The sequence below is a fragment of the Rhizobium binxianense genome (assembly GCF_028994275.1).
GTDB lineage: Bacteria > Pseudomonadota > Alphaproteobacteria > Rhizobiales > Rhizobiaceae > Rhizobium > Rhizobium binxianense.
This window is the reverse complement of the sequence record NZ_CP118713.1, coordinates 4,466,299-4,483,495: the sequence shown is the minus strand read 5'-3', so window position 1 is coordinate 4,483,495 and position 17,197 is coordinate 4,466,299. Positions and strand designations below refer to the sequence as shown.

Below are 17,197 nucleotides of genomic sequence, written 5' to 3'. Positions count from 1 at the left end.
GTTCTCGGCGCCGATCGCCCGGGTCGTAGATCGATTACTGCTCCTTCTTGAACAAATCCTGGAAGATGAGCTGGCCCCAAGTGCGGCCGCGTGCGTGCACCAGCGCGCCACCCTCGTCGAGCTTTCCCAGCTTGACGGGTGCAAAGCCGAGTTGTTTGGCCAAGGCGGCCACATGAGCGATCGCGTCCTCGTCGTCACTCGACAGAAAGACGACCCGGTGCCCACCCTCGACGATCGGATCAGCAGCCAGGGTGGCCGCAATCAGGTGATTGAAACCCTTCACGAGCTTGGCGCCGGTGAACGCCTTCGCAACGAAGGCGGAAGACGGCAGGCCGTCCAGCTCTTCGGGAGGAAGGGGAAACGAGTTCGTCGCGTCGATGACTGTCTTCCCTTCCCAGTTCGGCAGGGCCTTCGCAACCTCGCGATGCTCCCAGAACGGGACCGCCAGGATGATTGTGTCGGCCTCGAGTGCATCCCGCAGCCACTTGGCGACGACCGTGGGTCCAATCGCCTGAGCCTGCGGCGCCAACGCCTCGGGCGGCCGGCGGCTCGCAACGGTCACGTCGATGTTTTTACGTGCGAAGGCGTGGGCGAGCGCCTGGCCTATCTTACCGAATCCTACAATCGCATAGCTCATAATGCTTCTCCAATCCGTGTAGATATTGGTTCCCCGGCCTTCAACGGCGCTGGGTATTCGTTCCGCTGTGTGGCTACCATTGCGCGTCCTGCCGTGAACGGCTTCCGCGCGGCCGGACAGCCAGCCACTTTCGGCGATCCGGCGCGAATTCAGATGGCCGAGAAGCCGCCGTCGACAGACAACTCTACCCCATTCACGAAGCTCGAATCGTCTGAAGCAAGAAACAGCGCGACCGCCGCAATTTCCTCAGGACGACCCATCTTTCCCCGCGGGATCAGGGATTCGAACATCTGCTTCGCCTCCTCGGTGAGGACTTGGTCCTGCATCGGTGTGGCGATCGGCCCAGGGTGCAGCACGTTCACCCGGATATTCCTGCCCTTCAGCTCGTTGAGCCACCCGCGTGCGAATGCGTGCAGCGCCGCCTTGCTCGCTGCATACACGCTGTAACCAGGAAAACCTTTCACCGAAGCAACTGATCCGGTCATGAAGATCGATCCGCCATCGTTGAACAGCGGCAACGCCTTTTGCACCGTGAACAGCGTGCCGCGCGTATTCAGGCCGAAGGTCGCATCGAAATGCTGCTCGGTGATCTCGCCCAGTGGGACGGCTTCGCCCGTGCCGGCGCTCGCATACAGGACGTCAATCTTGCCCTTTTCCCGCTTGACTGTATCGAACAGGCGGTCGAGGTCGTCGAGATTGGACGCGTCGCCGCGCACGCCGGTCACGTTCCGGCCGATCAACTTGACGGCCTCGTCCAGCGCCTCCTGTCTCCGGCCCGTGATGAAAACATAGGCGCCTTCTTCAACGAACCGCTTGGCGCTCGCCAGCGCCATGCCGCTCGATCCACCCGTAATGACTGCAACCTTACCCTCAAGCTTTCCCATGACTTCTCCTTCCAGGCTCCGCCTGTGATCGTTCGGGGAGGTCCCCGATACCCTCAAAATAGGTCCGCCGGAGTCAGGCATTGAGTGCGGAAGCGCGCACATCGGTGGTGCAAAATCGATCCGGCTGGACGACTGACGTCAGCCGCGACGATCGGTGTCCGTCGTTCGGAATTGGGCCGCGCTCGTCGGCATAGGCTATGATGAAAGCCCGTACTGCTGTACGAATGCGTTAGATACGGGCTTTGGAAGGCGCACCGCGCGGTGCCGGATTGCACCATGATCGGCTGGCACCATGATCGACTGGGATGACGTTCGCTACTTTCTTGCCGTCGCGCGCGGAGGCTCGGTGCGGGCTGCCGCCAAGCGCCTCGGGGTGAATCACTCGACCGTGCTGCGACGCATCGCTCAGCTCGAGGAACGCCTCGGGGCGCAGATGTTCGAAAGGCTGCCTTCGGGCTACCGCCTGACGGCTGCGGGCGAAGAGGTCCTCGAGCTCGCGAACCAGATGGAAGCGTCGTCGCACCAGCTGGAGACGCGCGTCTTCGGTCGCGACCAGAGCGCGCGCGGGCTTTTGCGGGTGACGCTTCCACCGTTCCTCGCCACACACCTGCTGATGCCGGATCTCGCCGACTTCGCGCGTCTGCATCCGGACATCGAGATGGAAATCTTGTCGACCGGCGAGGTCGCGAATCTGACCAACCGAGAGGCCGACGTCGCGATCCGCATTGTCGCCGACCGCAAGACCCTGCCGCTCAATCTTCACGGCCTGAAGGGACCGGAGTTGTTCAGCGGCGTCTACATGTCTCGCGATCGACTAGCCGCGTGGCGTGCGGGCGCGCCTGATCCCATTCGGTGGATCGTCATAGACAATCATGGACTCCCGGTCTGGGCGCGCGAGGGAGAGGTTTACACCACGGGAGTTCCGTTCAGGACCCCGGACGCCGAGACGCAGATCGTTGCAGTACAGCAAGGGATCGGGATGACGAAACTGCCGTGCTTCGTCGGCGATTCCGACCCTCTATTGGTGAGGGTGCCGGGCACCAACCTGCCCATGCATGGGACGCTCTGGCTTCTCACACAGGGGGAGACACGCAAGACGAAGCGCGTGCGGCTCTTCACGGAGTTCGTATCCCGCAGGCTCGCGGCGTACGCTCCGCTTCTCGCGGGGCTATCTATATCGCGCGACTGACGGCCCGGCAGGTGGCCGGCGACGCTTGCCGTAATCCGGTCGGAAGCCGAGGGCTCTCTTGACTACCCCGCTTGCCTCTCAGACGATCATCAGCACGCGGACGAAAACAGCCGAGACCGCCGCATCAGACTGCTCCGTGGATCGAATTGACGATCTGGAGTCCGGCAAAGTCCTTTTCGTTATCCGTTACAACAACGCACTCGTTCGCCGCGGCGACAGCGGCGATGATCATGTCGAGCCCGCTGCGCGGCTTGCCGGCCGCTTTCCCTTCCGCCATCAGCCGTGCCCAGATCAGGCCCGCTTTGTCGTCGAACGACAGGATGCGGCCCGCAAACAGCGCCTGCAGTCCTTCACGCCCGGAAAACCATTTGTCGAGCGCGTCGCGTTTCTTGCCGCGTGGCTTCTCCAAAATTCCGCGATGGATCTCCGCAACGGTCAGTGAGGAGATGAACAAATCCTCGTCGCGCTGCGTCGACATCCATGCAAGAAGCGATTCCGATGGCTGCGGTTTGACGACATTGCTGATGATGTTGGTATCGAGGAGGTAGCGCGTCACAAGTCGACTTTGCGTCCCTCTTCCCGGGGGCGGGAAAGGTCGAGGTCGGCGTCCACCAGCGGCGAACGACGCAATGCGGCGAGAATCCCACCAGGCTTTGGCGTCTCGCCGACGATCGACTTGCTTACGGTCGCGCGCAGCTCCGAAGCCTCGGGCGTGTCCTCCGACAGGCGTCGGGCGAGCGACCGGATGAGGTCGCGATCAGCGTCCTTGCCGAGCACTTCGAAGCGCACCAAGCCGCGCTCGCCAAGGCGGGCTCGATAATTTTGGATGGCGCGCTTCTGTGAACTTCCCATGATGACCTCCGGCTTATTTCCAGTAATATAGCCAGAACCAGGGTTTTCAGCAAATTTGCGCGGCCAGCGTTCAATTTACGATCGGCGGCTCTACCGTCGCCGGCATCTTGCGATCCTCGCATCGGACTGCTATTCGCATTTAAGTCTTAGAGGAGAATGCCTTTGTCTGCCGTCGCAACGAACCAGAATTCACCGGCTGCGGCGGTAGGGATGAAGGCGCTCGGCATCGTGACCGAGAGCTGATCCTCATTCTACCGCTCGGCCTTAGCGCGCCCCATGCCGGCGCATGTCTAATGTCGAGAAGATTATGATCATCGAACTAACCAGTCGTGACTTCGAAGCGCTGCTGAAGGGCATCGCGCCCCTCCATCTGCGCCTTGTCGAAGACAGCGCCCTTGCGCCTCCCGAGATATTGCAGATGTTGAGCCGGCTCGCGGCTGACATCGGCGCTGAATTTTCGCCGGCGGCCTGGATGATCGTCGAGGATGGCGAGATCGTCGGCCTCTGCTCCATCGTTCGGGTCCCACATGATGGAAACATCCATATCGGCTATGGGGTTGCGCCGTCCCGCCAGGGTCTTGGATGCACGACCCGGGCGATAGGGCAATTGCTGCAGTGGGCGCGGAACGATCCTCGCGTGGCGCTGATCTCTGCAGAGACCGGGTTGGAGAACATCGCGTCACAGCGCGTCCTCGAGCGCAATGGATTCACCCGCGCCGGCGAGCGTATCGATGCCGAAGACGGTCCGTTGATTTGCTGGGAAGTAGCGACGGCCGGATAAGCCCGCACAGGAACGGCCGGACCGAGGTTCAGTCACCTCGGCCGGCCGTTGTCATGCAAGGATGATGCGATCCTGAGCGCGGCTTCAGCGGCCGTAGGTGACCTCGACGGAGGCCTTGTCGAGCGTATTTGCCCTGACATAGAAGCCCACCATGGCGGCCGGCGCCGTATCGGGAAGCGGGAGCTTATCGACCGAGAGCGCGTAGACGGTGAACTGGTAGTGGTGCGGCTTGTCGCCGGCCGGCGGGCATGCGCCGCCGTAGCCTGACGTACCGAAGTCCGTGTGACCTTCGACGGTGCCGGCGGGAAGCTTTTTGTCACCGCTGGCGCCGGTGGCGATCTTCGCGGTATCGGCGGGAATGTTGAACACGGACCAATGCCACCAGCCCGAGCCGGTCGGCGCATCCGGATCGTAAGCCATGATGGCGAAGCTCTTGGTTCCCTCGGGAGCGCCCGACCAGGTCAGTTCCGGCGAGATGTTCTTGCCCGAGCAGCCAAAGCTGTTGAAGACCTGCGCATCGGCCATCGTCTTGCCGGCGACCAGATCCTTCGAGGTAAGCTTCATTTCGGCCTGGGCGGCCGTCGCGCCGAAGACGGACGCGGCGAGAAGTGCTGCTGTGATGAAACGCATTCTGTTTTCCTGCGGTTGATGATGCAGGAGAACTATCGTCAGCGCTGGAGCATATCTGCCCCGGTCTGCTCAACTTCTGTCCCGATCCGCTCAAAATGCTCGGAGCCGCCCCGCACATGGCGTGGATTGACACCAAACCGCTCCTTGAACCGCGCCGCAAATTGAGACGGTGAATCATAACCGACCTCAAGGGCAACCTGCGCCATCGGCAGTGTCGTCGTCTGGATGAGCCCCAGGGCACGGTTCATCCGCGTGTCGCTGAGGATCTCACTGAAGCCGGTATTCTCGGCGGCGAGTTTGCGCCTCAGCGTCGCTTCGCTCATGTTGAACGCGCGCGCCGCCTGCCCCAGCGTCCAATCGAAAGCGGTATCGCTTTCGATCATCTGCCGCAGCCGGTCCTCAAGCCGAGGGCTTTGGCATTGGCCGAGCACCGCGCCGCAGAGCGCAAACCAGGTGATCAGTTCGATCAAACGAGCCTTGGCAATGGCGCCGGGAAGCCTCGTCAGATTGCCGGGCTGACAGCAATAGTCAAACAATGCCGCAGCTTCCTCCGGCAGCTCCGAAGTGCTTGCCGGGACCGGTCTCGACGGAACGGCAATCGATCCCATCCTGCTATAGGCATCCTCGAAAAGCCGTCGCGGAACAGGTAGCGCCAAGGTCTGATACTTCTGCGGCGCCTTGGGAATGTTCTCCATCGTCAGGGGGCGATAGTCGGGCAGCAAGCCAAAGGCGCCCGCTTCGAGGCGCAAAGCCTTATCATCCGCCATGACGATCTTCGTTCCCGATTGCACCTGGATCAACAGGGGACTCGTATTGACGAGACGATAAAAACAGGCGCGCCCACCTTGGCGGACCAAGGCCCTGGTCGGAACGGGAAAGGCGTCGTCGAGCATATGTTCTCCGGCAATGGGATGAGCGGCGACCGGCAAAGCTGGCATGAAGACGATCGCTGATCCGCGAGGCTCGGGAATACCAAAACCATGTGGCAGCGGCAACATTGAGCCGGGGATCCCGAGACCATGTCTACCTTCTACGGGACCTGCCGACATAATCGACCAATACGCGCAGCTTCAGCGGCTGCCTCTGGCGCCTGGGATAGTAGAGATAGAAGCCCGGGAAGGGCGGGCAAAAGTCCTCCAGCAGCGGCATGAGTTCGCCGCGTTCGATATAGGGCTGGAAGGTCTCCACCATGCCGAAGGTGATGCCTGCTCCGGCACAGGCCATGCGGATCATCATGCCCATGTCGTTGGTCGTGACGGCGGGATCGACGGAGACGTCGAAGTCGCGATCGTTCTCAGTGAACTCCCAGCGATAGGGCGCGGTATCCGGGCGTGGCCGCCAGCCGATGCAGGCGTGGTCCTGCAGTTCGCGCGGATGGTGGGGATGGCCGCGGCGCTCGAGATAGGCGGGGGATGCGGCCGCGCATTGTCGCTGCTCATCGGAGACTGAAATCGCAATCATGTCCTGTTCGATCACTTCGCCCAGCCGGACACCGGCGTCGAAGCCGGCCTCGACGATATCGAATTCGTCATCGGTGATGGTGATATCGAGTTTGATGTCAGGGCAGGCTTCCATGAAGCCGGCCAGCAAGGTGCCGGAGAGGAAGTTCTCGGCGATCGAGGAAACCATGATCCTTAGCCAGCCGCTTGGGCGCGCCTGCATTTCCCGCACCGTCTGCATCGCATCCTTGACCTGGCGGACCGATGGACGAACCGCCTCGAAGAACACTTCGCCGGCTTCGGTCAGGCTGACGCTGCGCGTCGTGCGCCGGACCAGGGCGACGCCGACCCGATCTTCCAGGCGTTGCAGGGCCTGGCTGACGGCGGAGCGGGTGACGCCAAGCCGCTCGCCGGCGAGCCGGAAGTTGCGCGCCTCCGCCACAGCAAGAAAAACTGAAATGCCTTCGAGATCGCCGACCATTGGTTAGCATTTCTAACCACGTCATCCTGGATTGGCAACTTAATCGCTCGGCTTCTCCGTCTTATCTTTCAGTCGAGGTCATGAAGGCTTCGAAAGGCAAGGCAATGCGAAGGATTTTCAAAAGCCCCGTCCTGCAGTTTTTCACGGCGGTCACCCTGGCTGGCGCGGCGACCGATTCGTCCGCCGCCGATACCGTGAACGACCGAGAAACTCAGCAGCAACAAACAAGCGAGAACACAATGCAGCAACATCCCTATGTCGGCATGTGGGTTACGGATGATGGCCGCGTCCGCCACGAACTTCTGCCCACTGGCCGCTACGACGAAGCCCGCGGCAACCGGGAAAGCGCCTACCGGGGACGCTACGAAGTCACCGGAAGCCACATCGAATATTGGGATGATACGGGCTTTACGGCCGACGGCGATTTCGTCGACGGTAACACCCTCCATCATGGCGGCATGGTGCTTCGGCGCAAATGACGCGCCGCCTGAAAGGCAATACCCCACAGGAGAAGGCCGCGTTTGCCGGCCGGAAAGGATGACGATCATGTCTTCCCCAACACCCATCTGGTTCATCACCGGCGCATCGTCCGGCCTCGGCCGGGCGCTCGCCGAAGCCGTCCTGGCGCGTGGCTGGCGCGCCGCCATGACGGCGCGCAGACCCGAGAGCCTGGCAGATCTCACGGCAGAGCATGGCGACCGCGCGCTCGCCCTTGCACTCGATGTGACGGACAGCAACTCCGTCGCCCGCGCCGTTCATGATGCCGAAACCCATTTCGGCGCGATCGATGTCCTCGTCAACAATGCCGGCTACGGCTACCTCTCGGCGATCGAAGAGGGCGACGATGCGGAGATACGCGCTCAGTTCGAGACCAATGTCTTCGGATTGATCGCCGTCACCAAGCGGGTCCTGCCGGGCATGCGCCGACGCCAGCAAGGGCATATCTTCAACGTCTCCTCGCTCGGCGGGCTCGTCGCTTTTGCCGCAACCGGCTACTACCACGCCACCAAGTTCGCGGTCGAAGCCTTGTCGGAATCGCTTTCGCATGAGATCAAACCGCTCGGCATCGATGTGACAATCCTCGAACCCGGCGCCTTCCGCACGGACTGGGCCGGCCGGTCGATGGTCGAATCCAGCACGATCATCGAAGACTATGCCGAAACATCCGGCAAGCGACGCCAGGCCACCCGCTCGATCTCCGGCAACCAGCCGGGCGATCCCACGCGCGCGGCCACCGCGATCATATCGGCTTTCGAAGCGGACGCGCCGCCGCTGCGCCTGCTGCTCGGCGCACCCGCCCTGAAGATCGCCCGCGAACGGCTCGATGCGCTGCGCGCAAACTTCGATGCCTGGGCGGAGACGACGCTCAGCGCCGATTTCCCAAGCTGATTGCCAAGAAAACCCTCAGCCGCGTCGCCAGGCGAGCGGCGTGCACATGGAGCTTAAAATGTCTGATATCAAAGGAAAAGTCATTGCCATCACCGGAGCCAGCAGCGGCATCGGAGAGGCTGCGGCAAAGGTACTGGCTGCCGCAGGCGCCCATATCGTGATCGGCGCACGCCGCACCGAGCGCCTGGAGGAACTCGCCGGCGACATCGCCGCAAAGGGCGGGACGGTGCGCCTGCGACAGCTTGACGTCACCGACCGTTCCCAGGTGGAGGCTTTCGCGGGCTTTGCCAGGTCGGAATTCGGCCGGCTGGATGTCATCGTCAACAATGCCGGGGTCATGCCGCTCTCGCCGCTCGAGGCCCTCAAGGTCGACGAGTGGGACCGGATGGTCGACGTCAATATCAAGGGCGTTCTCTACGGCATCGCGGCGGCGCTTCCGATCATGAAGGCGCAGGGATCGGGGCAGATCATCAACCTGTCTTCGATCGGCGGCCACAGCGTCTCGCCGACGGCGGCTGTCTATTGCGCGACGAAATTCGCGGTGCGGGCGATCTCGGACGGATTGCGGCAGGAGACCGATCGTATCCGCGTGACCGTCATCTCTCCCGGCACGACGACATCGGAGCTGGCCGACACCATCACCGATCCGACGGCGCGGGACGCCATGAAGGCTTTCAGGGCGATCACGATCAGCCCCGAGGCCATCGCCAATTCGATCCTCTACGCCGTCAGCCAGCCTGATGACGTCGATGTCAGCGAGATCATCATCCGGCCGACAGCCAGCCCGCATTGAGCGGTTGAGGCTCTATCAAAAAGCACCTGCGCCGCTTAAAAACCCAGCGACTGCTGGGCAGGCGGCGGCGGTGCGAGGTTGACGCCTTCGAGTTCCAGCATGCGGGCCTTCGAAGTCGAGCCGCCGGGAGCGGAAAAGCCGCCGATCTTGCCGCCTGCGGCAAGCACCCGGTGGCAGGGAATGATCAATGCGACCGGGTTCTTCGCCATCGCCTGGCCGACGTCGCGAGCGGCTTCCAGCCCGACGCCAAGCTCCTTGGCCAGCGCGCCGTAAGTGGTGGTGCGGCCCCAGCCGATACGCCTTGCCGCCGCATAAATATCCCGGAAGAAGGCATCCTGGCCGGCAAGATCGACTTCGACCCCGGAAAAATCCGTCTCCTCGCCCTGGAAGTAGCGCTTTACCGCAGCGACCGTCTCCAGCACAGCAGGCGTCGGAGTGCCGGCTTCGGCATCCGGCAGGCGGCGCACCAAGAGCCGTTCGGTCGCTTCCGCTGCTTTGGTCGGTAGCTGGAAGCGGGTGATGCCGGCGTCGCTCCAGGCGATGCCGCAGAAACCGCCTGCGGTTTCGAAGATGAGATAGTGGTGCGTTGTCTCACTCACGACACAGCCTCCGCGTTTTCGAATACCACAAAATCGTACGGGGCGGCCGCTGTTTCAACCCGTTTCTTGCACCATTGTTCTTTTTTTGTTCTTGATATTCCGTTCTCTCGGGATATCCTTCGGCATTCTTTTGGAACGATGAGGCGGGTGATGACGAGCTGAGAGGCCATGAACCAGATTCCCTTCGACTTCGGCCATGGCCCAAACCAGCCTGGGCGGCGGAGCGGCGGACACCGGCTGTTCTTCGCACTCCGTCCTCCCGCAACCATTGAGCAGCGGCTGGCCGCGATCGCCGATGACCATGGCAAGACCTTCTCCCTTTCCGCAAAACCGCGGCTTTCGACGCTGCATGTGAGCGTTATCGGCGTCGGCGACTATGACGAGCTGCCGGAGGACGCGGTGTTTGCGGCGCGCCAGGCAGGCGCCACGGTGGAGGGCGCGCCGATCGCGATCAGCTTCGACAGGATCATGAGCTTTCGGCGGGAGGACAAGGCACGGCCGCTGGTACTTTGCGGTGAAGGCGGGCTGAAACCGCTTACGCGGCTGCATGTCCAATTGGGCGTCGGCATGCACAATACAGGATTACCACACAATATCAGCCGCAATTTCACGCCGCATATGACGCTGCTCTACGACCGCAAGGCCGTGCCGCCGACGACCCTCGCCGGGCCGGTTTCATGGACGGCGCATGAATTCCTGCTGATCCACAGCCTCCTCGGAAAAACCGAACACCGGATCGTCGATCGCTGGCCGCTGCTGGCTGAGCTTGCACTTGCGCAATTTCCACGCATAAGACTCGGAAAACCTGTTCGAGATACAAACGAGAGCCAGGACAGCATGGACGTTTCAGAGATCATCATCCCGGGAGATACGCCGGGAACGGAGTGGCGGCTGCCGGTGCTGCGCTTTAAGGGCCGCGATCCGAAGGCGCCGAGAACCTATATCCAGGCGGCCCTGCATGCCGGTGAGCTGCCGGGAACGGTGCTCTTGCATTTCCTCTGCGAGCGGCTGCGGCAGGCAGAAAGTGAAGGCGGGATCGCCGGCGATATCACCATCGTGCCGCAGGCCAATCCGATCGGTGCGGCGCAATCGCATTTCGGCGAATTGCAGGGTCGTTTCGACCTGGGCTCACGCACCAATTTCAACCGCGATTTCCCGCTGATCTCCCTTGTCGATCGGGCGACACTGATCGAAGACCTCGACGATTATCCGGCTACCGACAGATTGAAGCGACAGCTGCTGCATATGGCGCTGGCCGCCGATCTCGTGCTCGACCTGCATTGCGACGATGAGTCCCTGCAATATGCCTATATCGACGAGGCCTTCTGGCCGGAGGCCGCCGATCTTGCAGCCGCACTCGATATGGAGGCCGTGCTGCTTTCGGATGGCGAAAGCTCGGCCTTCGAGGAGGCTGTCGGTTTCGCATGGAAGTATCAGGTTCCGGGCGAACGCCAGTCCCGACTGCCCGGCAAACTTTCCGTCACCGTCGAGCTGCGCGGCAAGCGCGATGTCGATCCGGTCCTGGCGAAAAAGGATGCGGACGGGCTCTGGCGTTTCCTCGTGACTCGGGGGATCGTCAGCGGCGAGACGGCGGCGGTAACATTTTCCGGCCCGGCCGTGCCGCTCGACAATGTCGAGATTGTTCGCGCCCCCGCAGGCGGCACCGTGCTCTTCCATCGCAATATCGGCGAGAGGATTGCGGAAGGCGATCTTCTCATGACGATCATCACCCGGCCGGGGCAACCGGGCGGCATCGACTTGCATGCCCCACAGGACGGGTTGATCCTGACCCGAACATCCGACCGGCTGGTGCGGCGGCGCGGCGACCTGATGAAGATCGCCTGCGACAGCCCCAGCAGCGTCTCGCGCAAGGCCGGCGCACTGGAGAATTGAGCCGGGCCGGTGATCGCCGAGCCGGGGGATAACACGCCGCACGGCGTTTGCGCAGGCCTGCTTGCATGCTATCTCGCTGTCATCACAGGGAGATCGATCGGGCATGGCCGTCACCATCTATGGCATCAAGAATTGCGACACGATGAAGAAGGCCCGCAGCTGGCTGGAAGAACACAGCGTCGCCTATGAGTTTCACGATTACAAGGCGCTCGGTATCGACCGCGCCCATCTCGAGACCTGGATCGACCAGGCCGGCCTCGATACGGTGCTCAACCGCGCCGGCACCACCTTCCGCAAACTGCCCGATGCCGAGCGCGAGAACCTGACCCGGGAAAAGGCGATCGCCCTGATGCTCGACCAGCCGTCGATGATCAAGCGGCCGGTGCTGGAGGCGAAGGGGAAGCTGCTGGTCGGCTTCAAGCCGGAGATGTATGCCGGTACGTTCGGCGGCTGACAGGCGGCCTCGCTGAGTTCACGGGGGGAAGAGATGTCCAAGACCACGCGCGCGACTCAGCTTCTTTCGCAGGCAGGCGTCGCCTTCACGGTCCATGCCTATGATTACGACCCCAATGCCGAGCGCGTCGGACTGCAGGCCGCCGAAGCGCTCGGCGAGGCGCCGCATCGGGTGCTGAAGACGCTGATGGCGGAGGTGGACGGCAAGCCGGTCTGCGTCGTCGTGCCGTCGGATCGCGAAGTCAGCATGAAGAAGCTTGCCAGCGCCTTTCACGGCAAATCGGCCAACATGATGAAGCCCGCCGATGCCGAGCGGCTGACAGGGTATCATGTCGGCGGCATCAGCCCGTTCGGCCAGAAGAAGGCGGTGCCGACGGCGATCGAGCAAGCCGCCCTTGCCGAGCCGCTGGTCTATATCAATGGCGGGCAGCGCGGGCTGCAGGTGCGGGTCGATCCGAAGGATGCGTTGACGGTGCTGAAAGCTGTTGCTGCGCCGCTGATTGCCTGATCGGAGCCGGATGCCGAAAACTGCAAGCGGTTTCGGCATTATGCTCCTGCTATAAGAAGCGGTCGAGCAGGCCAGCGATCGTCTTCGCCTCGCTGTCGGCAAGCTTGCAGCCGATATGGGTTTCGATCGATCCGGCATAGACGATCCACATGCGCTCGCGAAGCTTTCGGCCGGCATCGGTGACCACCACCCAGCGGCCGCGTCCATCTTCTGCGAAGACCTCGCGCCGGACCAGGCCCTCTCTTTCCAGCCGGTCGATCAGCCGGGACAGATTATACTGCGTCAGCAAGGTCCGCTCCTCGATCTCGTAGGGGCGCAGCCTGCCGTCTTGCGAGCGCGCCAATTCCCACAGCACGTCGTACCAGGCGAGCGGCGGGAGGCCTGCCGCTTTCAGCTCAGCTTCGATCGCGCCGAGCAAGCGCTCGCGGGCGCGCATGATGCTCGTCCAGGCAGAGGTGACAGCTTCGCTTGGTTTCAGTGTTTTTTCGGACATAGATGCAAGTACATTTATCTTGAATGGCGCCGCAAGCGATATTATATGCATTTGCATCTACCATCGCCAAGGAGACTGCTATGAGCAAGCTTACCCTCGTCAGCCATCACCTCTGCCCCTATGTGCAGCGCGCCGCGATCGCGCTGCACGAAAAGGGCGTGGCCTTCGAGCGCGTCAACATCGATCTTGCCGACAAGCCGGACTGGTTCCTGAAGATCTCGCCGCTCGGCAAGGTGCCGCTGCTCGGGATCGAGGAGGAGGATGGCAGCGAGGCCGTGCTGTTCGAAAGCAGCGTCATCTGCGAATATCTAGAGGAAACGCAGATTGGTGTCGCACTGCATCCTGCAGACGCGCTGACGCGTGCCCGCCATCGCGGCTGGATGGAATTCGGCTCGTCCGTACTTTCCGATCTCTGGGGCTACGAGACGGCGCAAGATGCTGCGCAGCTGGAGACCAAACGCAAGGCGCTCATTGCCAAATTCGCCACGATCGAGAAGGTGCTGACGGACGGGCTCTATTTCGGCGGCAACGGTTTCAGCCTGGTCGACGCCGTCTTCGCGCCGGTTTTTCGTTATTTCGATCTCTTCGACACACTCGGCGACAGCGGCATCTTCGAGGGGCTGGAGCGGGTGAAGCGCTGGCGCAAGGCGCTGTCCGAACGGGCAAGCGTCAAGGCTGCGGTTGGCGAAGACTACCCGCAGCGGCTGATCGAATTCCTCGAAAAACATAACTCGATCCTGCTCAGGCTGCCGGCGGCCGCCTGAAGCGCGCGCCAGCGGCTGGACATCCATCCGGCCGCTGGCAATTCGGCGGTGATGCGCTTCATTTTCGCCGCAAACGGGTCTAAGTCTTCCAGCCCTAACCGTTGATGACAGAAGGCAGGTTGAACCATGACTTTCATGCCCCAGAGCCAGAACACCGTTGATCCCGTCAAGCTGGAAAAGCTTGCGGAAGTCGCCGTCAAGGTCGGGCTGCAGCTGCAGAAGGGTCAGGATCTTGTGATTACGTCGCCTGTCGTGGCGCTGCCGCTGGTGCGCCTGATCACCAAACATGCCTACCAGGCCGGCGCCGGGCTGGTGACGACCTTCTATTCCGACGAGGAAACGACGCTGGCGCGCTATCAATATGGCAGCGACGAAAGTTTCGACCGCGCCTCCGGCTGGCTCTACGAGGGCATGGCCAAGGCCTATGCCAACGGCGCGGCGCGTCTTGCGGTCGCCGGCGACAATCCGCTGCTGCTTGCCGAGCAGGATGCCGGCAAGGTCGGCCGCGCCAACCGCGCCAACTCCACCGCCTACAAGCCGGCGCTGGAAAAAATCTCGAATTTCGACATCAACTGGAACATCGTCTCCTATCCCAACCCATCCTGGGCCAAGGTGGTCTTCCCCGACGATCCGGAACCGATCGCCATTGCCAAGCTCGCCAAGGCGATCTTTGCCGCCTCGCGCGTCGATCTGGACGATCCCGTCGCCGCCTGGGCCGAACACAATGCCAATCTTGCCAAGCGCTCCGCCTGGCTGAACGGCGAGCGTTTCGCCTCGCTGCATTTCAAGGGACCCGGCACCGATCTAACGGTCGGCCTTGCCGACGGGCATGAATGGCACGGCGGCGCTTCCACCGCCAAGAACGGCATTACCTGCAATCCGAACATCCCGACCGAGGAAGTCTTCACCACGCCGCATGCGCTGCGCGTCGAAGGCCATGTGTCGAGCACCAAGCCGCTTTCGCACCAGGGCACGCTGATCGACAATATCCAGGTGCGCTTCGAGGGTGGGCGCATCGTCGAGGCGAAGGCGTCGCGCGGCGAAGAGGTGTTGAACAAGGTGCTCGATACCGATGAGGGCGCGCGCCGGCTGGGCGAAGTGGCGCTAGTGCCGCATTCCTCGCCGATTTCGGCGAGCGGCATCCTGTTCTACAACACGCTGTTCGACGAAAACGCCTCGTGCCACATCGCGCTCGGCCAGTGCTATTCCAAGTGCTTCCTTGACGGCGCGACGCTGAGCCAGGAGCAGATCAAGGCGCAGGGCGGCAATTCCAGCCTGATCCATATCGACTGGATGATCGGCTCCAACAAGGTCGATATCGACGGTATCAAGCCGGATGGTTCGCGGGTTCCGGTGATGCGGCAGGGCGAATGGGCCTGAGCGGCATCATCACACGCTGACTGAGCCAGACGCTGGCAAGAACCATGGCAAAGCCGGCAATCTGTGCCGGCGTCAGGCTCTGGCCGAGCGCCAGCCAGCCGAGCAGGGTCGCAACGACGGGGCTGAGGAAGCCGAGCGAGGCCGCGGCCGAGGGCTCGATGCGGGATAAGCCGCGAAACCACAGCAGATAGGTGAAGGCCGCGCCGATGAGGCCGAGCCAGGCGATGCCGAGGATATTGGCTGCGGTCGGCACGGGAAGTGCCGGCTCCAGCAGCAAGGCGACGGGGACAAGCAGGATGCCGCCCGCAGTCAATTGCCATGAGGTAAAGGTCAGGCTGGAGACCGGTGGTTGCCAATGGCGGGTCAGCACCGTGCCGAAGGCCATCGAGACGGCGCCGGCAAGACCGGCGGCGACGCCGACAGGATCGAGCGCCGCATTCGGCGACAATACCAGCAGCGCCACGCCTGACATGCCGATCAGGCCGGCAATGACGGCGAGAAAGCGGATCGGTTTGCCGAGGAAGAGGCGCGCGAGCGCAATGACGATCAGCGGCTGCACGGCGCCGACCGTGGCCGCCACACCGCCCGGCAGGCGATAGGCCGAAACGAAGAGCATCGCCCAGAAGAACGAGAAGTTCAGCGCACCGAGAATGAAGGCGCGGCCCCACCAGACGCCCGTCGGCAGCTTCCGAACAAGCAGCAAGAGGAGCAGGCCGGCCGGCAGAGCACGCAACAAGGCGACCGTGAGCGGGTAGCCCTGCGGCAGGAAGGATGTCGTGACGAAATAGGTGCTGCCCCAGATGGCGGGCGCGACGGCGGTTGTCAGCACATCAGCGAAATAGCGCGAATTTGTCTTCATATCAAGAATCTCTATGTCAAGATAAATTCAGCATAGCGCATTTTATCTTGACGTCAAGATATCTACTGCTATCGATGTGGCATGGGTGTAGAGAAGCAAGATCACGTCGACAGGATCCTGGCGCAATGGCGGCGCGAACGGCCGGACCTCGACGTCGAACCGATGGGCATCCTCGGGCGCCTGAAGCGCCTCGGCACCCATCTCGGCCGCGAAGTCGAAGCCGTGCTGCTGAAGCACGGGCTGTCCACCTCCGCCTTCGACGTGCTGGCCACCCTTCGCCGCGCCGGCACGCCTTACCGGCTTTCGCCGGGCGAGCTCCTGGAGATGACCATGGTCAGCTCCGGCACCATGACGAACCGGATCGATCAGCTGGAGAAGGCGGGTTTCGTCGAGCGCGTCGTCAATCCGCAAGACAGGCGCAGCGTGCTGATCGCGCTGACGGATAAGGGATTTGCGACCGTCGAAGAGGCGGTCGGCGCCCATGTCGCCAACCAGCAGCGGCTGACGCGCAATCTGACAGTCGAAGACAAGGCCGAGTTCGACCGGCTGCTCAAGAAATTCTTGTCGGATTTCGAATAGTCAGGCGACGATGGCAAGCGCCTTGCGGACGCGCTCGAGATGCGCCTTGCGCCTGGCTTCCGTCGCGCGGTCCATGTCGTGCAGGCTCAGCATGCGGAAGACGAGCTTCTTCGAGCAGAAAGCGGCAATGCCGCGCTTCAGCAGGCGACGGACGGGATTGCCCATATAGAGCTGCACCAGCCACCAGGGCGAGCCCGTCGTCGTCAGCGCGTAGAGCAGCCGGATATTGGTGAGCTGAGGCACGATGCGGCCGCCGGCGGCATCATGGGTAAAGGCCACGCCCGGTGCAAAGATGCGATCGAAGAAGCCCTTCAGCACGGCCGGGAAATTGAACCACCATTGCGGAAAGACGAGAACGAGACCTTCGGCCGCCTTCAGCCGGGCAACGATATCGGCAACGGCCGAGGTGTCGTAGGGCGTGTCGAAGTAACCACGGCGCTCGGCCTCGGAGAGGCGCGGATCGAAATCCTCAGCGTAGAGATCGATGAGATCGACGACATTACCGGAGGCTTCCAGCGCTTCGCGAGCGGTGCGCGCCACCGAGGCGGCAAAGCTTTCCGGCAGCGGATGGGCCAGCACCAGCAGGATTCGCAT

The 17,197-nt window shown here is 62.5% G+C and carries 22 protein-coding genes and 1 pseudogene; 12 read left to right on the top strand and 11 right to left on the bottom strand.

Annotated features, from left to right (window positions below):
* Positions 1–34 precede the first annotated feature (34 nt).
* Complete coding sequence (locus PO860_RS21870) at positions 35–637, bottom strand: NADPH-dependent F420 reductase (RefSeq protein ID WP_273883717.1); 603 nt, start codon at positions 635–637, stop codon at positions 35–37.
* Positions 638–786: 149 nt separating this feature from the next.
* A complete protein-coding gene (locus tag PO860_RS21865; RefSeq protein ID WP_183605368.1) occupies positions 787–1,521 on the bottom strand; it encodes an SDR family NAD(P)-dependent oxidoreductase in 735 nt (244 codons plus the stop codon).
* Positions 1,522–1,813: 292 nt separating this feature from the next.
* Between PO860_RS21865 and PO860_RS21860 the strand changes: the two genes are divergently transcribed.
* Positions 1,814–2,710, top strand: coding sequence for a LysR family transcriptional regulator (locus PO860_RS21860; protein ID WP_273883718.1), 897 nt, complete (start codon positions 1,814–1,816; stop codon positions 2,708–2,710).
* A 124-nt stretch (positions 2,711–2,834) separates the two neighbouring features.
* On the opposite strand, the gene PO860_RS21855 is transcribed toward PO860_RS21860, so the two are convergent.
* Together PO860_RS21855 and PO860_RS21850 are read right to left on the bottom strand one after the other, a co-directional pair.
* Positions 2,835–3,266 (bottom strand): type II toxin-antitoxin system VapC family toxin, encoded by a 432-nt coding sequence (locus PO860_RS21855; RefSeq protein WP_273883719.1) that lies wholly within the window; start codon positions 3,264–3,266, stop codon positions 2,835–2,837.
* Positions 3,263–3,562: a hypothetical protein gene (locus tag PO860_RS21850; protein ID WP_275037980.1), complete on the bottom strand. Its 300-nt coding sequence runs from the start codon at positions 3,560–3,562 to the stop codon at positions 3,263–3,265. The genes PO860_RS21855 and PO860_RS21850 overlap by 4 nt, the downstream gene beginning before the upstream one ends.
* A 286-nt stretch (positions 3,563–3,848) precedes the next feature.
* Between PO860_RS21850 and PO860_RS21845 the strand changes: the two genes are divergently transcribed.
* Positions 3,849–4,343, top strand: a complete 495-nt coding sequence (locus PO860_RS21845; RefSeq protein ID WP_183605364.1) for a GNAT family N-acetyltransferase — start codon at positions 3,849–3,851, stop codon at positions 4,341–4,343.
* 84 nt (positions 4,344–4,427) lie between these two features.
* On the opposite strand, the gene PO860_RS21840 is transcribed toward PO860_RS21845, so the two are convergent.
* From PO860_RS21840 to PO860_RS21830, 3 genes are all read right to left on the bottom strand, one after another.
* On the bottom strand, positions 4,428–4,973 hold the full coding sequence (locus PO860_RS21840) for a YbhB/YbcL family Raf kinase inhibitor-like protein (protein ID WP_183605363.1): 546 nt from the start codon (positions 4,971–4,973) through the stop codon (positions 4,428–4,430).
* Between the two features lie 38 nt (positions 4,974–5,011).
* On the bottom strand, positions 5,012–5,866 hold the full coding sequence (locus PO860_RS21835; RefSeq protein ID WP_183605362.1) for a helix-turn-helix domain-containing protein: 855 nt from the start codon (positions 5,864–5,866) through the stop codon (positions 5,012–5,014).
* 130 nt (positions 5,867–5,996) lie between these two features.
* Positions 5,997–6,893: a LysR family transcriptional regulator gene (locus PO860_RS21830; RefSeq protein WP_273883720.1), complete on the bottom strand. Its 897-nt coding sequence runs from the start codon at positions 6,891–6,893 to the stop codon at positions 5,997–5,999.
* Between the two features lie 104 nt (positions 6,894–6,997).
* Between PO860_RS21830 and PO860_RS21825 the strand changes: the two genes are divergently transcribed.
* The 3 genes from PO860_RS21825 to PO860_RS21815 are packed head-to-tail and all read left to right on the top strand — an operon-like array spanning position 6,998 to position 9,075.
* The gene (locus PO860_RS21825; protein WP_273883759.1) at positions 6,998–7,372 is read left to right on the top strand and encodes an Atu4866 domain-containing protein; all 375 of its coding nucleotides are present in this window, start codon (positions 6,998–7,000) and stop codon (positions 7,370–7,372) included.
* Positions 7,373–7,430: 58 nt separating this feature from the next.
* Positions 7,431–8,282 carry an oxidoreductase gene (locus PO860_RS21820; RefSeq protein ID WP_272782757.1) on the top strand — a complete coding sequence of 284 codons (852 nt, stop codon included), beginning with the start codon at positions 7,431–7,433 and terminating at the stop codon, positions 8,280–8,282.
* A gap of 58 nt (positions 8,283–8,340) precedes the next feature.
* Positions 8,341–9,075 carry an SDR family oxidoreductase gene (locus PO860_RS21815; RefSeq protein ID WP_272782756.1) on the top strand — a complete coding sequence of 245 codons (735 nt, stop codon included), beginning with the start codon at positions 8,341–8,343 and terminating at the stop codon, positions 9,073–9,075.
* 35 nt (positions 9,076–9,110) lie between these two features.
* On the opposite strand, the gene PO860_RS21810 is transcribed toward PO860_RS21815, so the two are convergent.
* Positions 9,111–9,674 (bottom strand): methylated-DNA--[protein]-cysteine S-methyltransferase, encoded by a 564-nt coding sequence (locus PO860_RS21810; RefSeq protein ID WP_273879353.1) that lies wholly within the window; start codon positions 9,672–9,674, stop codon positions 9,111–9,113.
* A gap of 168 nt (positions 9,675–9,842) precedes the next feature.
* On the opposite strand from PO860_RS21810, the pseudogene PO860_RS21805 reads away from it, so the two are divergent.
* The 4 genes and pseudogenes from PO860_RS21805 to ybaK all read left to right on the top strand — a co-directional run.
* Positions 9,843–10,436, top strand: a pseudogene (locus tag PO860_RS21805) (2'-5' RNA ligase family protein); the annotation flags it as partial.
* A 75-nt stretch (positions 10,437–10,511) separates the two neighbouring features.
* Entirely contained in the window at positions 10,512–11,567 is a 1,056-nt protein-coding gene (locus tag PO860_RS21800; RefSeq protein WP_183605356.1) for a M14 family metallopeptidase, read from the top strand.
* A 103-nt stretch (positions 11,568–11,670) separates the two neighbouring features.
* Complete coding sequence (locus tag PO860_RS21795) at positions 11,671–12,021, top strand: ArsC family reductase (protein WP_183605355.1); 351 nt, start codon at positions 11,671–11,673, stop codon at positions 12,019–12,021.
* A 33-nt stretch (positions 12,022–12,054) separates the two neighbouring features.
* Positions 12,055–12,528 carry a Cys-tRNA(Pro) deacylase gene (gene ybaK / locus PO860_RS21790; RefSeq protein WP_183605354.1) on the top strand — a complete coding sequence of 158 codons (474 nt, stop codon included), beginning with the start codon at positions 12,055–12,057 and terminating at the stop codon, positions 12,526–12,528.
* A 49-nt stretch (positions 12,529–12,577) separates the two neighbouring features.
* Here ybaK and PO860_RS21785 read toward each other — a convergent pair whose 3' ends face one another.
* Positions 12,578–13,021 (bottom strand): MarR family winged helix-turn-helix transcriptional regulator, encoded by a 444-nt coding sequence (locus PO860_RS21785; RefSeq protein ID WP_183605353.1) that lies wholly within the window; start codon positions 13,019–13,021, stop codon positions 12,578–12,580.
* Between the two features lie 80 nt (positions 13,022–13,101).
* Here PO860_RS21785 and PO860_RS21780 point away from each other — a divergent pair, with 80 nt between their 5' ends.
* Both PO860_RS21780 and PO860_RS21775 read left to right on the top strand, forming a co-directional pair.
* Positions 13,102–13,785, top strand: coding sequence for a glutathione S-transferase family protein (locus PO860_RS21780; protein ID WP_272782752.1), 684 nt, complete (start codon positions 13,102–13,104; stop codon positions 13,783–13,785).
* A gap of 126 nt (positions 13,786–13,911) precedes the next feature.
* Complete coding sequence (locus PO860_RS21775; protein ID WP_183605351.1) at positions 13,912–15,165, top strand: aminopeptidase; 1,254 nt, start codon at positions 13,912–13,914, stop codon at positions 15,163–15,165.
* On the opposite strand, the gene PO860_RS21770 is transcribed toward PO860_RS21775, so the two are convergent.
* Positions 15,113–16,024, bottom strand: coding sequence for an EamA family transporter (locus tag PO860_RS21770; protein ID WP_272782751.1), 912 nt, complete (start codon positions 16,022–16,024; stop codon positions 15,113–15,115). The two genes, PO860_RS21775 and PO860_RS21770, sit on opposite strands and share 53 nt — an antisense overlap.
* Positions 16,025–16,105: 81 nt before the next feature.
* Between PO860_RS21770 and PO860_RS21765 the strand changes: the two genes are divergently transcribed.
* Positions 16,106–16,603, top strand: coding sequence for a MarR family winged helix-turn-helix transcriptional regulator (locus tag PO860_RS21765; protein ID WP_273879342.1), 498 nt, complete (start codon positions 16,106–16,108; stop codon positions 16,601–16,603).
* Here the strand turns inward: PO860_RS21765 and PO860_RS21760 are convergent, their stop codons facing one another.
* Positions 16,604–17,197, bottom strand: coding sequence for an NAD(P)H-dependent oxidoreductase (locus tag PO860_RS21760; protein ID WP_273883721.1), 594 nt, complete (start codon positions 17,195–17,197; stop codon positions 16,604–16,606).